Raw genomic sequence first — 14,595 nt, 5'->3', positions numbered from 1 at the left:
TAAATATTATTTAAATAAAAACAATTATGTAAATTAAAAACATTACAAGGAGACGGTTATGATTACAAAAGATATGAATATCGGTGAAATTTTAGAGATAAGTCCACAGGCTGAGGAAATACTTACATCAATCGGAATGCATTGCCTCGGTTGCCCGGCTTCACAGGCTGAATCACTTGAAAATGCCTGCATGGTTCACGGCGTTGAAACAGAGGAAGTTTTGGAAAAATTAAATGCAGGAATCTGACGGAGGTTTAAAATGAGTGCATTTTTAGGACCTATTCACACATGGTTGTACGGAAAAATATTATTTCAGAATGAATTAGTTGAAAGAATTTCCGAATATGCTCAAGATAAAGGATGGATTGAAGATGATTCGGCTGCCCGCAGGTGCGGAACTCTTCCGAAGGGGGAACTTGCGGAAATATGCGACGAATCCAATATTCACGGATGGCTGCAGGATAAAGTAAGTCTTGTTGAAGGAAATCTTGCATATCTTGTAACAGAGCTTCTTAAAGAACATCCGGAAAGATTAAATGAAATATGTAATGTTGCATATGAAGTCGGAAAGACAAGAAAACCCGAAGAAAATCTTAATTTGGGACAGGCTTATAAACACATTGAGTCGTTGATTCTTAACGGAATGCCTTGCGACAGAGTCAATGATTTGATAAAAGATACATCGGACAGTATCGAATGGAGAGAAACATCAGATGTTCATAAAAAGTACTGGGATGAGGCAGGAGGAGATAATCAAAATTTCTTCTCTGTTCGTGAAAAAGCCGTTCAGGGAATATTTGACGGCACCGGTATTGTATATGAGACTATAGGTGATTATACATATGAATTAAAGAGATTGGCCTGAATGATTACGCGTGGTTTTGCTGCTTTGCAGCTCCCGCCACGCTGACACATTCGACACTGTAATTATAAATATTAAAAAAAACACCTTCCCGTTGTATACGCCTTTTCAGGCGGTATACAACGGGAAGGTGTTTTATGCGGGAATTAAGCTTCCTCAATTGCTTCAACAGGACATCCTTCTTTTGCGTCTGCCGCGGTATCAAGAGCATCTGCAGGAACTTCTTCGTCGATTGCAACTGCAACTCCGTCATCTGTCATTGAAAATACTTCAGGACACATTGATGCACAAAGAGCACACCCTATACATGAATCATTTACAGAATATTTCATAACCGTATAACCTCCTACTTAATTAATATTATATGCATTTAAATCCGCTTTTAATGGTAAATGCATAAATAAAACAAGCCTACAGTAATTATTATTTATTAATACTGTTTCTACAGTATACAACTAAAATTAAAATGAGTCTGTATTAATATTTATACAATTTATTTCCTAAGTATATTTTATTCATAAAGATGAGCATTAGGATAAAAATGAATATATATTATATACAAAATGTATAATTTTAAACTTCAAATTTCATTCATCATAAACAATTATTTCAAAATATTTTATCAGTTCCGCACTGCGATTATCAAAACGTATTGGTTAATTTCTATATTGTATAACGCCATGCTGTTTATTAATTTCAGGATATTCCCAACAATGCTTTAATCAAAAAATAAATTACAGAAACAAAGAACTATTTACAGATACAGAATTATCCTCCCCTATAGGTTAAAAAATAAACAATCTTTTTATATTATTAAAAAAATTATACAAACAGGAGGAAATATGAAAAAAAGGACTTTGGGATTATCGGTAATATTTGCCCTTTCGGGAGGTTTGTTTGCGGGATGCGCCGGGGGATCTGCCGCAGTTACAAATAATAAGGGAGATTCCGCAAAGGATGAGGTGGTGGTAACAATGCCTGTAACTTCAGAACCCGAATCGGGATTTGATCCGGCATACGGATGGGGAGCCGGAGAGCATGTGCACGAGCCGCTTATACAAAGCACATTATTAACAACCACACAGGATCTTAAAATTGCTAAAGATCTTGCTACGGATTACAGGGTAAGTGAGGATGGTTTGACATGGACCGTGGATATCAGAAATGATGTAAAGTTTACCAACGGAAAATCTCTTACGGCAAAGGATGTTGCGTTTACATACAATAATTGCCGTAAGAACAGCTCTGTAAATGATTTTACAATGCTGAAAGAAGCGGTCGCCGTAGATGAAGATACCGTAGAATTCAAAATGACGAAGGAATATTCCATTTGGCCGTATACAATGGCGATAGTGGGAATAGTGCCGGAAGAAGGATATGACGCAAATTACGGGCAACATCCGGTAGGCTCCGGCAGATACATTATGAAACAGTGGGATAAGGGACAGCAGGTTATATTTGAAGCCAATCCTAATTATTACGGGGAAGCTCCGAAGATGAAAAAGGTAACCGTCTTGTTTATGGAAGAAGATGCGGCGCTTGCAGCGGCTTCAGCCGGCAAAGTTGATGTTGCCCATACGGCTGCTTCATACAGTAATGAAAAAGTCAACGGTTATGACCTTCTCAGTGTTGCCTCAGTAGATAACAGAGGGATTAATCTTCCTTCAATCGCTCCGAAGACTGTAAACGGCGTAACATACGGCAATGCGTTTACAAGTGACATAAATGTCAGACGGGCGATAAATATCGGTATAGACAGAGATGCTTTGGTTAATAATGTACTGAACGGTCACGGAACCAAGGCTTTTAGTGTATGCGATAACATGCCGTGGTACAACCCGTCCGGTGAAGTGAAATATGATTTTGAAGGAGCACAAAAACTCCTTGAGGATGCCGGCTGGAAAGTGGGTTCTGACGGTATACGCGCAAAGAACGGAGTGAAGGCCGAGATTACGTTATATTTTTCGAGCGGTGATTCCGTAAGACAGGCAATAGCCGAAGAGGTATCCAATCAGCTTGGCAAACTCGGAATAAAAGTGAATCCTGAGGGTACAAGCTGGGATGTAGCATACGATCAGGCACAGTCACAGCCTCTTGTATGGGGATGGGGCGCCCATACACCTATGGAGTTATACAACATATACCATTCGGTTGACAGTTCTCCCGTTAAGATGGCTGAACTGTCACCATATAAAAATGAAACCGTTAATAAATACATGGACGATGCCCTTGCGGCAAACAGCCTTGAAGAATCCTATGATTTATGGAAAAAGGCTCAGTGGGACGGAAATACGGGTGTGACTCAGGAAGGTGACATTCCTTGGATATGGTTATGTAATGTGGATCATCTGTATTGGGTAAAGAGTGGTTTGAATGTTGCAAAACAGAAAATTCATCCGCACGGACACGGTTGGTCTATCGTAAATAATGTAGATCAGTGGACTTGGAAATAATCAATAAATAACTGTTAAACAGCTGCTGCTGCCGTAATGTGTATCACGATGTACAAGGATTATATCGGTTTTATTGCTATATGGGGCAAACGGCAGCTGTTTTTGTGTTTTTCTAAAACAGGAGTTAATTATGAACGGCAAATTACCGGTATTTATAATTAAAAATATTATACGAATAATATTATTGGTAATATGCGTAAGTATTATTACATTTATGCTCATGAAAATGTCTCCCGTTGATCCTTTACAGCAAAATATAGGTCAGGCCGCTCTGGGAGGAATGAGCGAAGAACAGATTGCAAAACTTCAGGAGTACTGGGGTGTAAATAAAGAACCGGCAGAACAGTTCCTTTCATGGGCGGGCGATTTCTTGAAAGGCGACATGGGAACATCTCTGCTGTACAGGCAGCCGGTTGGGGAAGTAGTTGCCGTAAAGTTTGGGAATTCCTTATTTATTATGATTGCGGCGTGGATAATATCAGGTGTCATGGGATTCTTTCTCGGAATAATATCGGGAATGAACAGAGGAAAGTTCATAGATAAGCTGATAAGAGGGTATTGTCTTGTAATATCAAGTACACCGGCTTTCTGGCTGGCACTGCTGTTCTTAATGATTTTCGGCGTATGGCTCGGATGGTTTCCGATTGGTTTAAGCGTTCCGATAGGAGTCGAGGCAGGCGGAGTAACATTTTTGGACAGGCTCTATCATGCATTTTTGCCTGCACTTACTCTCAGTTTTTTGGGAGTATCAAATGTTGCGCTGCATACACGGGAAAAGACAATAGATATAATGGAAAGCGATTATATATTATTTGCAAAAATGAGAGGCGAAAAGGGATTTTCGCTGTTTAGCAGACATGTATTCAGAAACGCCCTGCTCCCCGCAATTATATTGCATTTTGCCGTAATCAGCGAAATATTCGGAGGCTCGATACTTATAGAGCAGGTGTTTTCATATCCGGGAATGGGTCAGGCCGTTGTTGCGGCAGGACTGGGAAGTGACTTACCTCTTTTAATGGCAATAACGGTAATAAGCTCCGTAATTGTGTTTGCCGGTAATCTGACTGCAGATATTATTGTGAGTATCATAGATCCGAGAATAAGAAAGGGGAGAATATAATGAATAAACTAAACGGAAGACAATGGACATTTATTCAAATAATTATATCTGCCTCTTTTTTGGGAGTCATATGTATATGGGGCTCTCTTAATGCGGATATTGCAATCACATCGGATTTCGGACTTAAAAACGTGCCTCCCGAGACAGGACATATATTCGGCACCGATTGGCTTGGCAGAGATATGTTTGCAAGGACATTGAGAGGGTTATCCATAAGCATATTAATAGGCATAATTACGGCCGGAATAAGTGCCTTTATTGCATTGACATTGGGAATAATTGCGGCAACGGGCGGCAGAGCGGCCGATGCGGTAATTTCATTTATTACGGATATAGTTATGGGAATACCGCATATTCTGCTGTTGATTTTGATATGTGTTGCCGTGGGAAGAGGACTGCCGGGAATTATTATAGGAGTTTCTCTTACGCATTGGCCGTCGCTTGCAAGACTGATAAGAGGTGAAGTTATACAGCTTAAGGAAAGTCCTTACATTAAAATTGCCGAAAAACTGGGCAAAAGTAAGTTTTATATAGCCAAAAAACATATTCTGCCGCACTTGTTTCCGCAGTTTACCGTAGGTCTTATTCTTCTGTTTCCGCATGCGGTATTACATGAAGCAAGTGTAACATTTTTAGGATTCGGTCTTTCGGCAGGTCAACCTGCCATAGGCAACATACTTTCCGAATCAATGAAATATTTAATAACGGGTAAATGGTGGCTCGCCGTGTTTCCGGGAATTTTCCTTGTAATTACGGTGTTATTATTTTACCTGACAGGTCAGGGAATGAGAAAACTTATGGATCCGAATACGGCACATATGTAATTGAATGAGAGGTAATATGGTTAAATACAATGATAAAAATGCTCCTCTGCTTAAGATAAACAATATGACCGTTACATTTACTCAGTATGACAGGGGGTTGAAAAAAACAGAGTTACCCGTAATAAGAGATCTTGCCGTAGAGGTCAGACCGGGAGAAACGGTTGCCGTGATAGGGTCAAGCGGATCCGGGAAAAGTCTGCTTGCTCATGCCGTTATGGGAGTACTTCCGTATAATGCTGAAATGAAAGCTGATATGACTTATGACGGCGAACCGTTGGATAAGAAAAGAATTGAAATGTTGAGGGGGAATGAGATGGTTATGGTTCCGCAGAGTCTGGCTTTTCTCAATCCTCTTATGAAAATCGGACCGCAGATAAAGAAAGGCAGAAATGATAATGAAACGAATAAGAGGCTGAATAATATATTCGAGCAGTTTGAATTGGATAAAAAAGTCATGAATATGTATCCTTTTGAGTTGTCAGGAGGTATGAACAGACGGGTGTTGGTTTCAACGGCCCTTATAGAGCATCCGAGACTTGTAATTGCGGATGAGCCCACGCCCGGACTTGATCCTGCTATGGCCAAAAGGGCAATGAGTCATTTCAGGGATATGGCAAATAACGGTGCTGCGGTGCTGGTAATAACTCATGATCTTGAACTCGCATTGGAAACCGCTGACAGAGTATCTGTATTTTATTCAGGAACAACCATAGAAGATGCAAGCGTAAAAGATTTTGAAAAAGAGGAATATCTCAGACATCCGTATACTAAAGCTCTTTGGCGCGCAATGCCGAGAAACGGATTTAAATTTATAAGCGGAAATCAGAGCTATGTAAAGAATCTTCCGAAAGGATGCGTTTTTTCACCGAGATGCCCGTTTAAGACGGAGGAATGTGAATTAACACAGGAATATAGATCGCTCAGAGGCGGAAAAGTGAGATGTGTCAACGCAAAATAGGTATTTTATGAAACTGGAAATAAAAAATATATCATATGCTTATGAGAAAAAAGGCAAAAAAATTATATCGGATTTTAATCTTGATTTAGAGGGAGATGAAAGAGTGGGGCTTATTGCTCCAAGCGGATACGGAAAGACGACTCTTTGTAAAATTCTGTCCGGATACATTAAACCGGACGAGGGAAATGTTTTCTGTGACGGAGTACCGATTGCAAAAATTAAAGGCTATTCTCCGATTCAAATGATTTGGCAGCAGCCGGAATTTGCCGTTAATCCGGCACTGAGGATGAAAGAAGTTATTGAGGAAGGCGATGATATTGAAGACAGAATAACAGAAGGACTCGGAATTGAGAAGGATTGGTTAAGCAGATTCCCCAACGAATTATCCGGAGGAGAATTGCAAAGATTCAATATTGCAAGAGCCCTGGGGAAAAGAACGAAATTCCTTATATGCGACGAGATAAGTACAATGCTGGATCTTATAACTCAGAGTCAAATCTGGAATTTTCTTCTGGAAGAAGTGAAGACGAGGAAAATAGGACTTATCGCCGTAAGTCACAACAGTGAACTAATGAAACTTATTTGCACAAAGCAGATTAATATGTTGACAGGAGAAGTGACGGAGAAGTAATTTAATTAATATACATTGTATTTCGTTGTTTTGACAACATATTTAAATCTTTAGATGATATATTTTTATATTATATTTAAGAGCGGAGGTGCAAAAATGGCTAAAAAGTTAGATTTAAGCAAAAGCGTATATACACTTGTAAAACAATATCCTGAACTTGTCGATATTATGGCAGATCTTGGATTTACGGAAATAAAAAACAAAGTGATGCTTAATTCGGTTGCAAGGATGATGACTATTCCTAAGGGCGCTACGGCAAAGAATATTCCGATGCCTACGGTTATAGCGGCGCTTATAAAGAACGGCTTTGAACTCACGGGCGAGATGCCTATGGATAAAATGGCTGCGGCGGCAAAAGAAGACAAAGATGAAACGTCGGCGTCAGAACCTGTGGAAGGCACAAATAAGGAACAGGCGAATAAATCAAAACATGAAAGCAATTCGGATGAGGCCGGTGAGAACCGCAGGAGTCAGCTTAAAGAATATTTAAAGAGACTTAATCAGGGCGAATCTCTTGAAAGCGTAAGAGCGGATTTTGTTAAAGAATTTGAAAGCGTTGATCCTACCGAAATTATGAAAGCTGAGCAGGAACTTATTGCAGGCGGCGAACCTCTTGCGGACGTTCAGAAGCTTTGTGATGTTCATTCGGCTCTTTTCCACGGAGATACGGACGAGGAAAGACTTGAAAATGCAAGAAAGGCCGAAGATGAAGCCGTTGCAAGATCCAAGGCGGCAGGTAAAGTCGCTTCTTCCGTTAAGGGGGGTAATGCTCCGAAGGCAGACTATACCGACAAAAACGAAAAGGCTGCGGCTCTTGCAAAAATAAAGGGACATCCGTTGTATACATTTACAAAAGAAAATGAAAAACTCGGAAAGTTAATAAAATTATTTAATGCGGAAGTCGAAGCGGAAAGTGATGTATCCGAGACTCTTAAGAAAATAAGAGATGTATCTGTTCATTATGCCAAAAAAGGAGATTTATTATATCCGCATTTAAAAGTTAAATATGAAATATCCGGACCGTCTGACGTAATGTGGACGGTTGATGATGAAATAAGAGACGAATTGGGAACTCTGTCAAAAGAGGAGAACAGAGACAAAGAATGGCTTGAAAGAGTGAAAGCCGTTGTGAAAAGAGCGGATGAAATGATATTTAAGGAGAATAATATTTTATTCCCTATATGCGCTGTTAATTTTACCGAAGAAGAATGGCAGGGAATATACAGAGATTCCAAGGATTACAGCGAAGCTTTCGGAGTTGTGAACGAAGTATGGGATGAAGCCGAAAAAACGACTGTTCCGTCAAGCTTTGCAGGCGGTGAAATCGTAATGCCGGGCGGTCATATGAATGTTGAACAGTTGGCAGCCATGCTTGATACTTTGCCTTTCGAGATTACATTCGTGGATGACGGCAACATCAACAGATATTACAACAATAATTCAGAGCCTAAGGCATTTAAGAGACCGGGTATGTCCATTGACAGAGAAGTGTTTTCATGCCATCCTCCGAAGATCGAACCGTTGGTAAGGACAATAATTGAGGAGCTCAGAAGCGGAGCGAAAGACGAAGTTCCTGTTTGGCTTGAAAAAAACGGTAAAACATATCTTGTAAGATACATGGCAGTAAGAGATAAAAATAAAAAATATCTCGGAGTCGTTGAAGTGGTACAAAACATGGAATTCGCAAAAGAACATTTTGCGGAGGAAAACAGCGACGGAACAGAACCGTGGTAAATGTGTTTTTCCGTTTTTAAGAAAATCCGTTGAAATACAAAGAAGTATATAAACAATATATTTGTATGCAGACCCTAAGCGGTACATAAAAACATATAACCAAAAGAATGTTGAGTCCCTTGAAATCATATTTTACATGCGATTTCAAGGGGCTCATATTCTTTTTTAAAAAAATTAAATGTAATGATTGACATTACAACAAAACAATGTTATTATCCTTATAGATTGTAACGACGATTATTACAAACAGAATAAATAATTTTGCAGGAGGACAATGATATGAAAATGGCAGTAGTGGCAGCTAACGGAAGAGTTGCGGGAAGAATAATAACAGAGGCTGTTAACAGAGGAATAGACGTGACGGCATTCGGAAGAAAAGACAGCAATAATACGGACGCAAAAAATTACATTAAGAAAGATATATTTGATTTGACAAAGGAAGACCTTGCCGGTTTTGACGTTGTTGCAGACGCTTTCGGAGCATGGACACCGGAAACACTTCCTCTGCACAGTACAACACTGGCACATCTTTTAAATTTATTAGGCGGAACCGATACAAGACTTATAATCGTCGGAGGAGCGGCAAGCTTATACACGGATGGGGAGCATAAGACAACCCTATTTGATACACCTGATTTTCCTGAAGATTATAAGCCTGTTGCGGGAGCCATGGCAAAGGCGCTTTCGGAACTCAGAGAAAATAAGGATGTTAAGTGGACTTATATAAGCCCTGCTGCCGAATTTGTGGCTGACGGAGAAAGAACCGGAGAATACATTTTGGCGGGAGAAGAATTAACTTTGAATTCAAAGGGAGAGAGCGTTATAAGCTATGCCGATTATGCGATTGCATTTGTTGACGAAGCTGTATCGGGAAATCATATTCAGGAAAGAATATCAGTGCTTGGCAAGTAATTTATTACACACTGTCGTATTAAACTATTATGTTTAAACGGCAGTGTTTTTTGTTTTTATGATGATGCAGATATGTGTCGAAAACTAAGTGTAAATAACATATAATATTTTTTAAATATATGTATTGTGTTATTATATTAAAATATGTTTTATCACAATGAAGTATAAAAGAATGTTTTTAACACATAAAGGAAGGTTAGTTATGAAAATAGCGGTTCTTACAGGCGGTACAAGCACGGAAAGAGATGTTTCTATAGTAACATCGACCAATGTATGCGGAGCATTAAGGAAAAGAGGACATAATGCCAATATGATTGATGTTTTCTTCGGAAGCGACGGATTTGAAGATGCCGATACATTTTTTAATGCGGATAACGACTTGGATAAAGAGGCGGAAAGACTGCATAAGCTCTCTGCGAAAGTAAAAGATGCCGTAGCTGAAAGAAAATCGGACAACGGAATGTTCTTCGGACCGAATGTATTGGATTATTGCAAAGAAGCAGATATTGTATTTATGGGACTTCACGGAGAAAACGGAGAAAACGGAAAAATACAGGCCGCATTTGATCTCCTCGGAATAAAGTATACGGGTCCCGGGTTTTTAAGTTCGGCAATATCAATGGATAAATCACTTACAAAAAAAGTAATTATGCCGGCGGGAGTTCCGATGCCGAAAGGAACGGAACTTACGAAAGAAGAACGCGGCAAAACCGTTGATATTCCGCTTCCGCTTGTAGTAAAGCCTGCCTGCGGAGGTTCAAGTGTAGGCGTAAGCATCGTATATACACACGAAGAATTAAATAATGCGCTTGATAAGGCCTTTGAATTGGAAGATAAGCTTGTCATAGAAGAATATATAAAGGGCAGAGAGTTTTCCGTCGGAGTAATGGGAGGAAAGGCTCTCCCTATAGTGGAAATAATCCCTAACGGCGGAGTATATGATTTTGAACACAAATATGATCCGAACGGAGCAATAGAAATATGCCCTGCGGAATTAGATGAAGAAACAACCGAAAAAATGCAGCATATTGCGGAACTTGCCTGCAAGTCTGCAGGAATCCGTACGGTTTCCAGAGTAGATGAATTGATAAAAGAAGACGGCAGTATATATGCGCTTGAGATAAATACGCTTCCGGGAATGACGCCTACAAGTCTGCTTCCAAAAGAGGCAGCGGCAATCGGTATGAGTTATGATGAATTATGCGAAAAGCTAATCGAAATATCCCTGGATAACATTGATAAAGATAAGTTTTAAATAATTCGCATGAAGTCCGAAAACATTGAGATTCTTATATAATACTGATACATGAGGTAACAGAAATGAATAATATGTTTGTAAAAGACATAATAAAAGAAGTCAAGGGGACCGTTTATCTCCTTAATAACAATAAAGAAATAATATATGAATATTCAAATATCAGTTCCGAAGATAAAGAATTTGAAAATGTGTATAAAGCTCTTACGGGAAGTATTTTCGATATTGAAATTTCAAATGTGGTTACGGATTCAAGACAGGTCGAAAAGGACAGTGTCTTTGTTGCGATTAAAGGAGAAAGAAACGACGGAAACGACTTTATCGTCGCTGTATTTGACGATGGTGCGGTTGCGACCGTGGGAGAGAGACCGGCAAAGGAACTTTTTAAAGAGGCGGATTCGGAACATATCGCATACGAAAAATTGGCGGAAGATGAAGAAACGGATATTGAATTTGTTTTTGATAATTCTGATGAATGCGCATATATCTACATTGAAACGGCATCTTCCGTATATTCGCTCGGAAGAATTGCTCATGCATATATGAACATTCTCAACATACCTGTAGTTGGAATCACGGGCAGCGTAGGCAAAACAAGTTCTAAAGAGACAATTGCAAGCGTGCTTGGAGAGAGATTTGCCGCAGGAAAGACGCCGGGGAATAACAATAATCTCATAGGACTTCCTCTTACGTGTTTCACGTTCGACAAAAACACCGAAATTGCCGTCATTGAAATGGGCGTAAGCGAGCCCGGCGAAATGGATAAACTGACCGAAATTGTAAAACCTGATATTGCGGTCGTAACCAACATAGGAATTTCTCATATGGAAAACTTCGGAACAAGAGAAGCCATATATGCCGAAAAGATTAAGTTGGCAGATGCGCTTCCGGAAGGCGGAACAGCGGTCCTTAATTTTGACGACGACCTTTTGAGATGTTATAAGAGAGATGATATTGCCGTTAGATTCTTCAGTATGAGCAAAAACGGTGACGGAACGGTTAACGACAGTCCTCTTGTATATGCGGATTCCTACAGATCCAAGGGCCTTTACGGAAGTGAATGTAAAATAAGAAATTTAAATATTCATAACAAACTGACTGATGTTGATGTTAAGATAAACGTACCCGGAAGACATATGGTATATCCGGCTTTGGAGGCGGCGATTGTAGGAGCTCATTTCGGGCTTAATACAGAGGATATACAAAAGGGAATTGCCCGCAGACAAACAACAAAGGGCAGAATGAACATTATACGGACAGAACACGGTTATACCATAATAGACGACTGTTATAATGCCAGTCCCGCGTCGGTGAAGGCCGGAATTGATGTACTGACATATGCCGACGGCAGAAAAATATGTATTCTGGGAGATATGTTTGAACTCGGTTCGGATGATTTGATGTTACACAGAGAGATAGGCGATTATGTATCCGGAAAAAATATAGATATATTAATTACGGTAGGTAATATGTCAAAAGAGACGGCCTTTGGAGCCGAGAACTCAGACGGAGATACGGAGGTTGTATCATTTGACGACAACGGATCCGCAACAGAATATATCAAATCAATAATAAAAGAAAATGATACGGTCCTGATAAAGGCATCGAACAGTATGAAATTTTCTGAAATAGTAGATGCGCTAAGGTGACGGCACAATGCATAACGGCCGTATATGCATATTCATACTTTAATTTATAACCATGACATAAAAATAAAAAGCAGGGGCGGTTCAAACTTTACATATATTTGTAAAGGATGAATTCCCCTGCTTTTAAAAAAGTTATTTTCTTTTTCCGTTTCGTCTTTTAAAAGTAACAATCATAAGTATTGCTGCAGCGGCCATTATTGAAATTCCGATTACAATAAACGGAATGTTCCCGCCTCCTCTCAGTTCAGGCAGTGTTGAATCCGCACTGCCCGTGTAACTGTGAAATGTATCTGCACTTTGTATGTTAACGCTTGTTCCGTTATATGAACTTATTAACGCGCGGTTGTCAAATATCTTTTCTCCGGAGGTGTCCGAATTAACAACGGTGGGAACGGAAATTGTAATCGAACTGTTTGATTCAAGTTTATTAATTGTAAATACCGTCGAGTTGCCGTCAGCGCTGTATGTAACATCACCGCCGTCGGATATCAGCTTACTGTTCTCTGAATTACCGCCGGTATAATATGATATGGAATTATCGGCAATATGAAGCCCATCCGGAATATCGTCGTTAATTACTATTTGTTCGATATCAGATGAACTGTTATTTGTTATGTTGATTGAATATACAATGTCTGTAGACACTGACAGAGCCTTTGGATTATTATTCGTTCCGCTTGTCGGGCTGGAAGTCAGTTCTATTGAGAGAATATCGTCGGCTGATACGGAGTGCGTATTTAAATTTCCGACCGCAAATGCGGATATTGCTCCCATGCCGATTGCCAATGATAAGTATTTCAGACGAAATATGTCCATAATACGGGTATCCTCCTATTTTTCTGATTCTTTATTGTTGTCGGTTGAATCGTTATTTTTAATTTTTTTAACAAGTACCGTTTCAACACGGTTTCTGTCGGTTTTTATAACCGTTATATATACGTCGTTTACGGTTACGGAATCTCCGGCAACCGGGAACCTGTCAAGTTTCTCAATAACAAGTCCCGCAACGGAGTCGTTTTCCTCGGATGAGAGGTCGGAACCGATAAAATCATTTAAGTCGTCAAGCTTAAGACTTCCTTCCGCTTTATATATATTAGGAGATACCTGAATACAGGAATCCTTTGATTTTTCATCATATTCGTCGTGAATTTTTCCTATTATTTCCTCAAGAAGATCCTGTGTCGTAATGATTCCTGAAACTTCGCCGTATTCGTCGATTACTATGGCTATGGAAGTTCTTTCTTTTTGCATATCCTTAAATAACGTTGAATTATTTTGCATTTCATATGTATAATAAGCATCCCTCATTATATCGGATACGGAAAAATTATTATTAAATGCTTCATCTCTTTCCGGGTTGACCATCAGTATGTCTTTGCTGTGCAGTATACCGACAATGTTGTTAGGATTGTCTTTATATACGGGAACACGGGAGTGTTTATACGTTCTGTAAGTTTCGACAACTTCGTCAAATGTTGAATTAATATCTACCGAAACAATATTTGCTCTCGGAGTCATGATGTCCTTTGCGATGGAATCGCCGAAGTCGATAAGGTTGTTAATGATATTTTTTTCATTTGTTTCAATAACGCCTTCTTCACTGCTTACATCCAAAAGAGCTCTGAGTTCGGACTCGGTCATGGTGCTCTTGTTGTTATTTTTCCCCCTGCTGAACAATTTTACGAAAAAGCCTGCCATAACATTTATTATGAAAACCACGGGAGTGAGTACGATTGTAAATATCCTTATCACGGGAGCAACTGCACATGCAAACTTTTCGGGATTTGCCGCTGCAAGCGTTTTCGGCGTTATTTCACCGAATATAAGAAGAACGACAGTAAGTATTACTGTGGCTACACCGGCTCCGCTGCTTCCCAATATAGCCATAAACAGAGTCGTTGCGATTGATGAGGATGCAATATTTACGATATTGTTACCCACAAGAATTGTACTTAGCATCTTATTTGGATTATCCAATATTTTTATTGCCGTTAAAGCACCTCTGTTGCCTTCATCTCCCATCGATTTCAGCTTTATTATGCTGCTCATTGAAAAAGCCGTTTCGGAAGCCGAAAAAAACGAAGAAAATATTACCAAAACAATGATAACTATAAGTTCTGCTATTTGGGACGTGTCCAATTTATACTCCTTTTTATCTCAATAAAATGTTTTGGCGAATATTATACCATAATTTGCG

General features: G+C 39.5%; 14 protein-coding genes. 11 read left to right on the top strand and 3 right to left on the bottom strand.

Features of this window, described 5'->3' with window-relative positions; all coding sequences use genetic code 11:
• Window positions 1-58 precede the first annotated feature (58 nt).
• Together ACYQ1N_RS06515 and ACYQ1N_RS06510 are read left to right on the top strand one after the other, a co-directional pair.
• The gene (locus ACYQ1N_RS06515; RefSeq protein ID WP_459834121.1) at window positions 59-247 is read left to right on the top strand and encodes a DUF1858 domain-containing protein; all 189 of its coding nucleotides are present in this window, start codon (window positions 59-61) and stop codon (window positions 245-247) included.
• A 12-nt stretch (window positions 248-259) separates the two neighbouring features.
• Window positions 260-865 carry a hypothetical protein gene (locus tag ACYQ1N_RS06510; RefSeq protein ID WP_459834119.1) on the top strand — a complete coding sequence of 202 codons (606 nt, stop codon included), beginning with the start codon at window positions 260-262 and terminating at the stop codon, window positions 863-865.
• A gap of 143 nt (window positions 866-1,008) precedes the next feature.
• Here the strand turns inward: ACYQ1N_RS06510 and ACYQ1N_RS06505 are convergent, their stop codons facing one another.
• Window positions 1,009-1,194 carry a ferredoxin gene (locus ACYQ1N_RS06505; RefSeq protein ID WP_459834117.1) on the bottom strand — a complete coding sequence of 62 codons (186 nt, stop codon included), beginning with the start codon at window positions 1,192-1,194 and terminating at the stop codon, window positions 1,009-1,011.
• Window positions 1,195-1,704: 510 nt separating this feature from the next.
• Between ACYQ1N_RS06505 and ACYQ1N_RS06500 the strand changes: the two genes are divergently transcribed.
• From ACYQ1N_RS06500 to ACYQ1N_RS06460, 9 genes are all read left to right on the top strand, one after another.
• On the top strand, window positions 1,705-3,315 hold the full coding sequence (locus tag ACYQ1N_RS06500; protein WP_459834115.1) for an ABC transporter substrate-binding protein: 1,611 nt from the start codon (window positions 1,705-1,707) through the stop codon (window positions 3,313-3,315).
• 130 nt (window positions 3,316-3,445) lie between these two features.
• Window positions 3,446-4,435: an ABC transporter permease gene (locus ACYQ1N_RS06495; protein WP_459834113.1), complete on the top strand. Its 990-nt coding sequence runs from the start codon at window positions 3,446-3,448 to the stop codon at window positions 4,433-4,435.
• Entirely contained in the window at window positions 4,435-5,259 is an 825-nt protein-coding gene (locus tag ACYQ1N_RS06490) for an ABC transporter permease (RefSeq protein ID WP_459834111.1), read from the top strand. Before ACYQ1N_RS06495 ends, ACYQ1N_RS06490 begins: the two co-directional genes overlap by 1 nt.
• A gap of 16 nt (window positions 5,260-5,275) precedes the next feature.
• Window positions 5,276-6,217, top strand: coding sequence for an oligopeptide/dipeptide ABC transporter ATP-binding protein (locus tag ACYQ1N_RS06485; protein ID WP_459834109.1), 942 nt, complete (start codon window positions 5,276-5,278; stop codon window positions 6,215-6,217).
• A 7-nt stretch (window positions 6,218-6,224) separates the two neighbouring features.
• Window positions 6,225-6,848, top strand: coding sequence for an ABC transporter ATP-binding protein (locus ACYQ1N_RS06480; protein ID WP_459834107.1), 624 nt, complete (start codon window positions 6,225-6,227; stop codon window positions 6,846-6,848).
• Window positions 6,849-6,944: 96 nt separating this feature from the next.
• Window positions 6,945-8,582 carry a DUF438 domain-containing protein gene (locus ACYQ1N_RS06475; protein WP_459834105.1) on the top strand — a complete coding sequence of 546 codons (1,638 nt, stop codon included), beginning with the start codon at window positions 6,945-6,947 and terminating at the stop codon, window positions 8,580-8,582.
• 279 nt (window positions 8,583-8,861) lie between these two features.
• Window positions 8,862-9,494, top strand: coding sequence for an NAD(P)-dependent oxidoreductase (locus ACYQ1N_RS06470; protein ID WP_459834103.1), 633 nt, complete (start codon window positions 8,862-8,864; stop codon window positions 9,492-9,494).
• Window positions 9,495-9,696: 202 nt separating this feature from the next.
• Window positions 9,697-10,749, top strand: a complete 1,053-nt coding sequence (locus ACYQ1N_RS06465; protein WP_459834101.1) for a D-alanine--D-alanine ligase family protein — start codon at window positions 9,697-9,699, stop codon at window positions 10,747-10,749.
• A gap of 65 nt (window positions 10,750-10,814) precedes the next feature.
• Window positions 10,815-12,398, top strand: a complete 1,584-nt coding sequence (locus ACYQ1N_RS06460) for a UDP-N-acetylmuramoyl-tripeptide--D-alanyl-D-alanine ligase (RefSeq protein WP_459834099.1) — start codon at window positions 10,815-10,817, stop codon at window positions 12,396-12,398.
• 132 nt (window positions 12,399-12,530) lie between these two features.
• Here ACYQ1N_RS06460 and ACYQ1N_RS06455 read toward each other — a convergent pair whose 3' ends face one another.
• Window positions 12,531-13,214, bottom strand: a complete 684-nt coding sequence (locus ACYQ1N_RS06455) for a hypothetical protein (RefSeq protein WP_459834097.1) — start codon at window positions 13,212-13,214, stop codon at window positions 12,531-12,533.
• Between the two features lie 15 nt (window positions 13,215-13,229).
• Window positions 13,230-14,537 (bottom strand): HlyC/CorC family transporter, encoded by a 1,308-nt coding sequence (locus ACYQ1N_RS06450; protein ID WP_459834095.1) that lies wholly within the window; start codon window positions 14,535-14,537, stop codon window positions 13,230-13,232.
• Window positions 14,538-14,595: the final 58 nt, after the last annotated feature.

Source organism: Howardella ureilytica (assembly GCF_054657495.1).
Note: the sequence above shows the minus strand (reverse complement) of the source record. Positions and strands in the feature narration are given on the sequence as shown.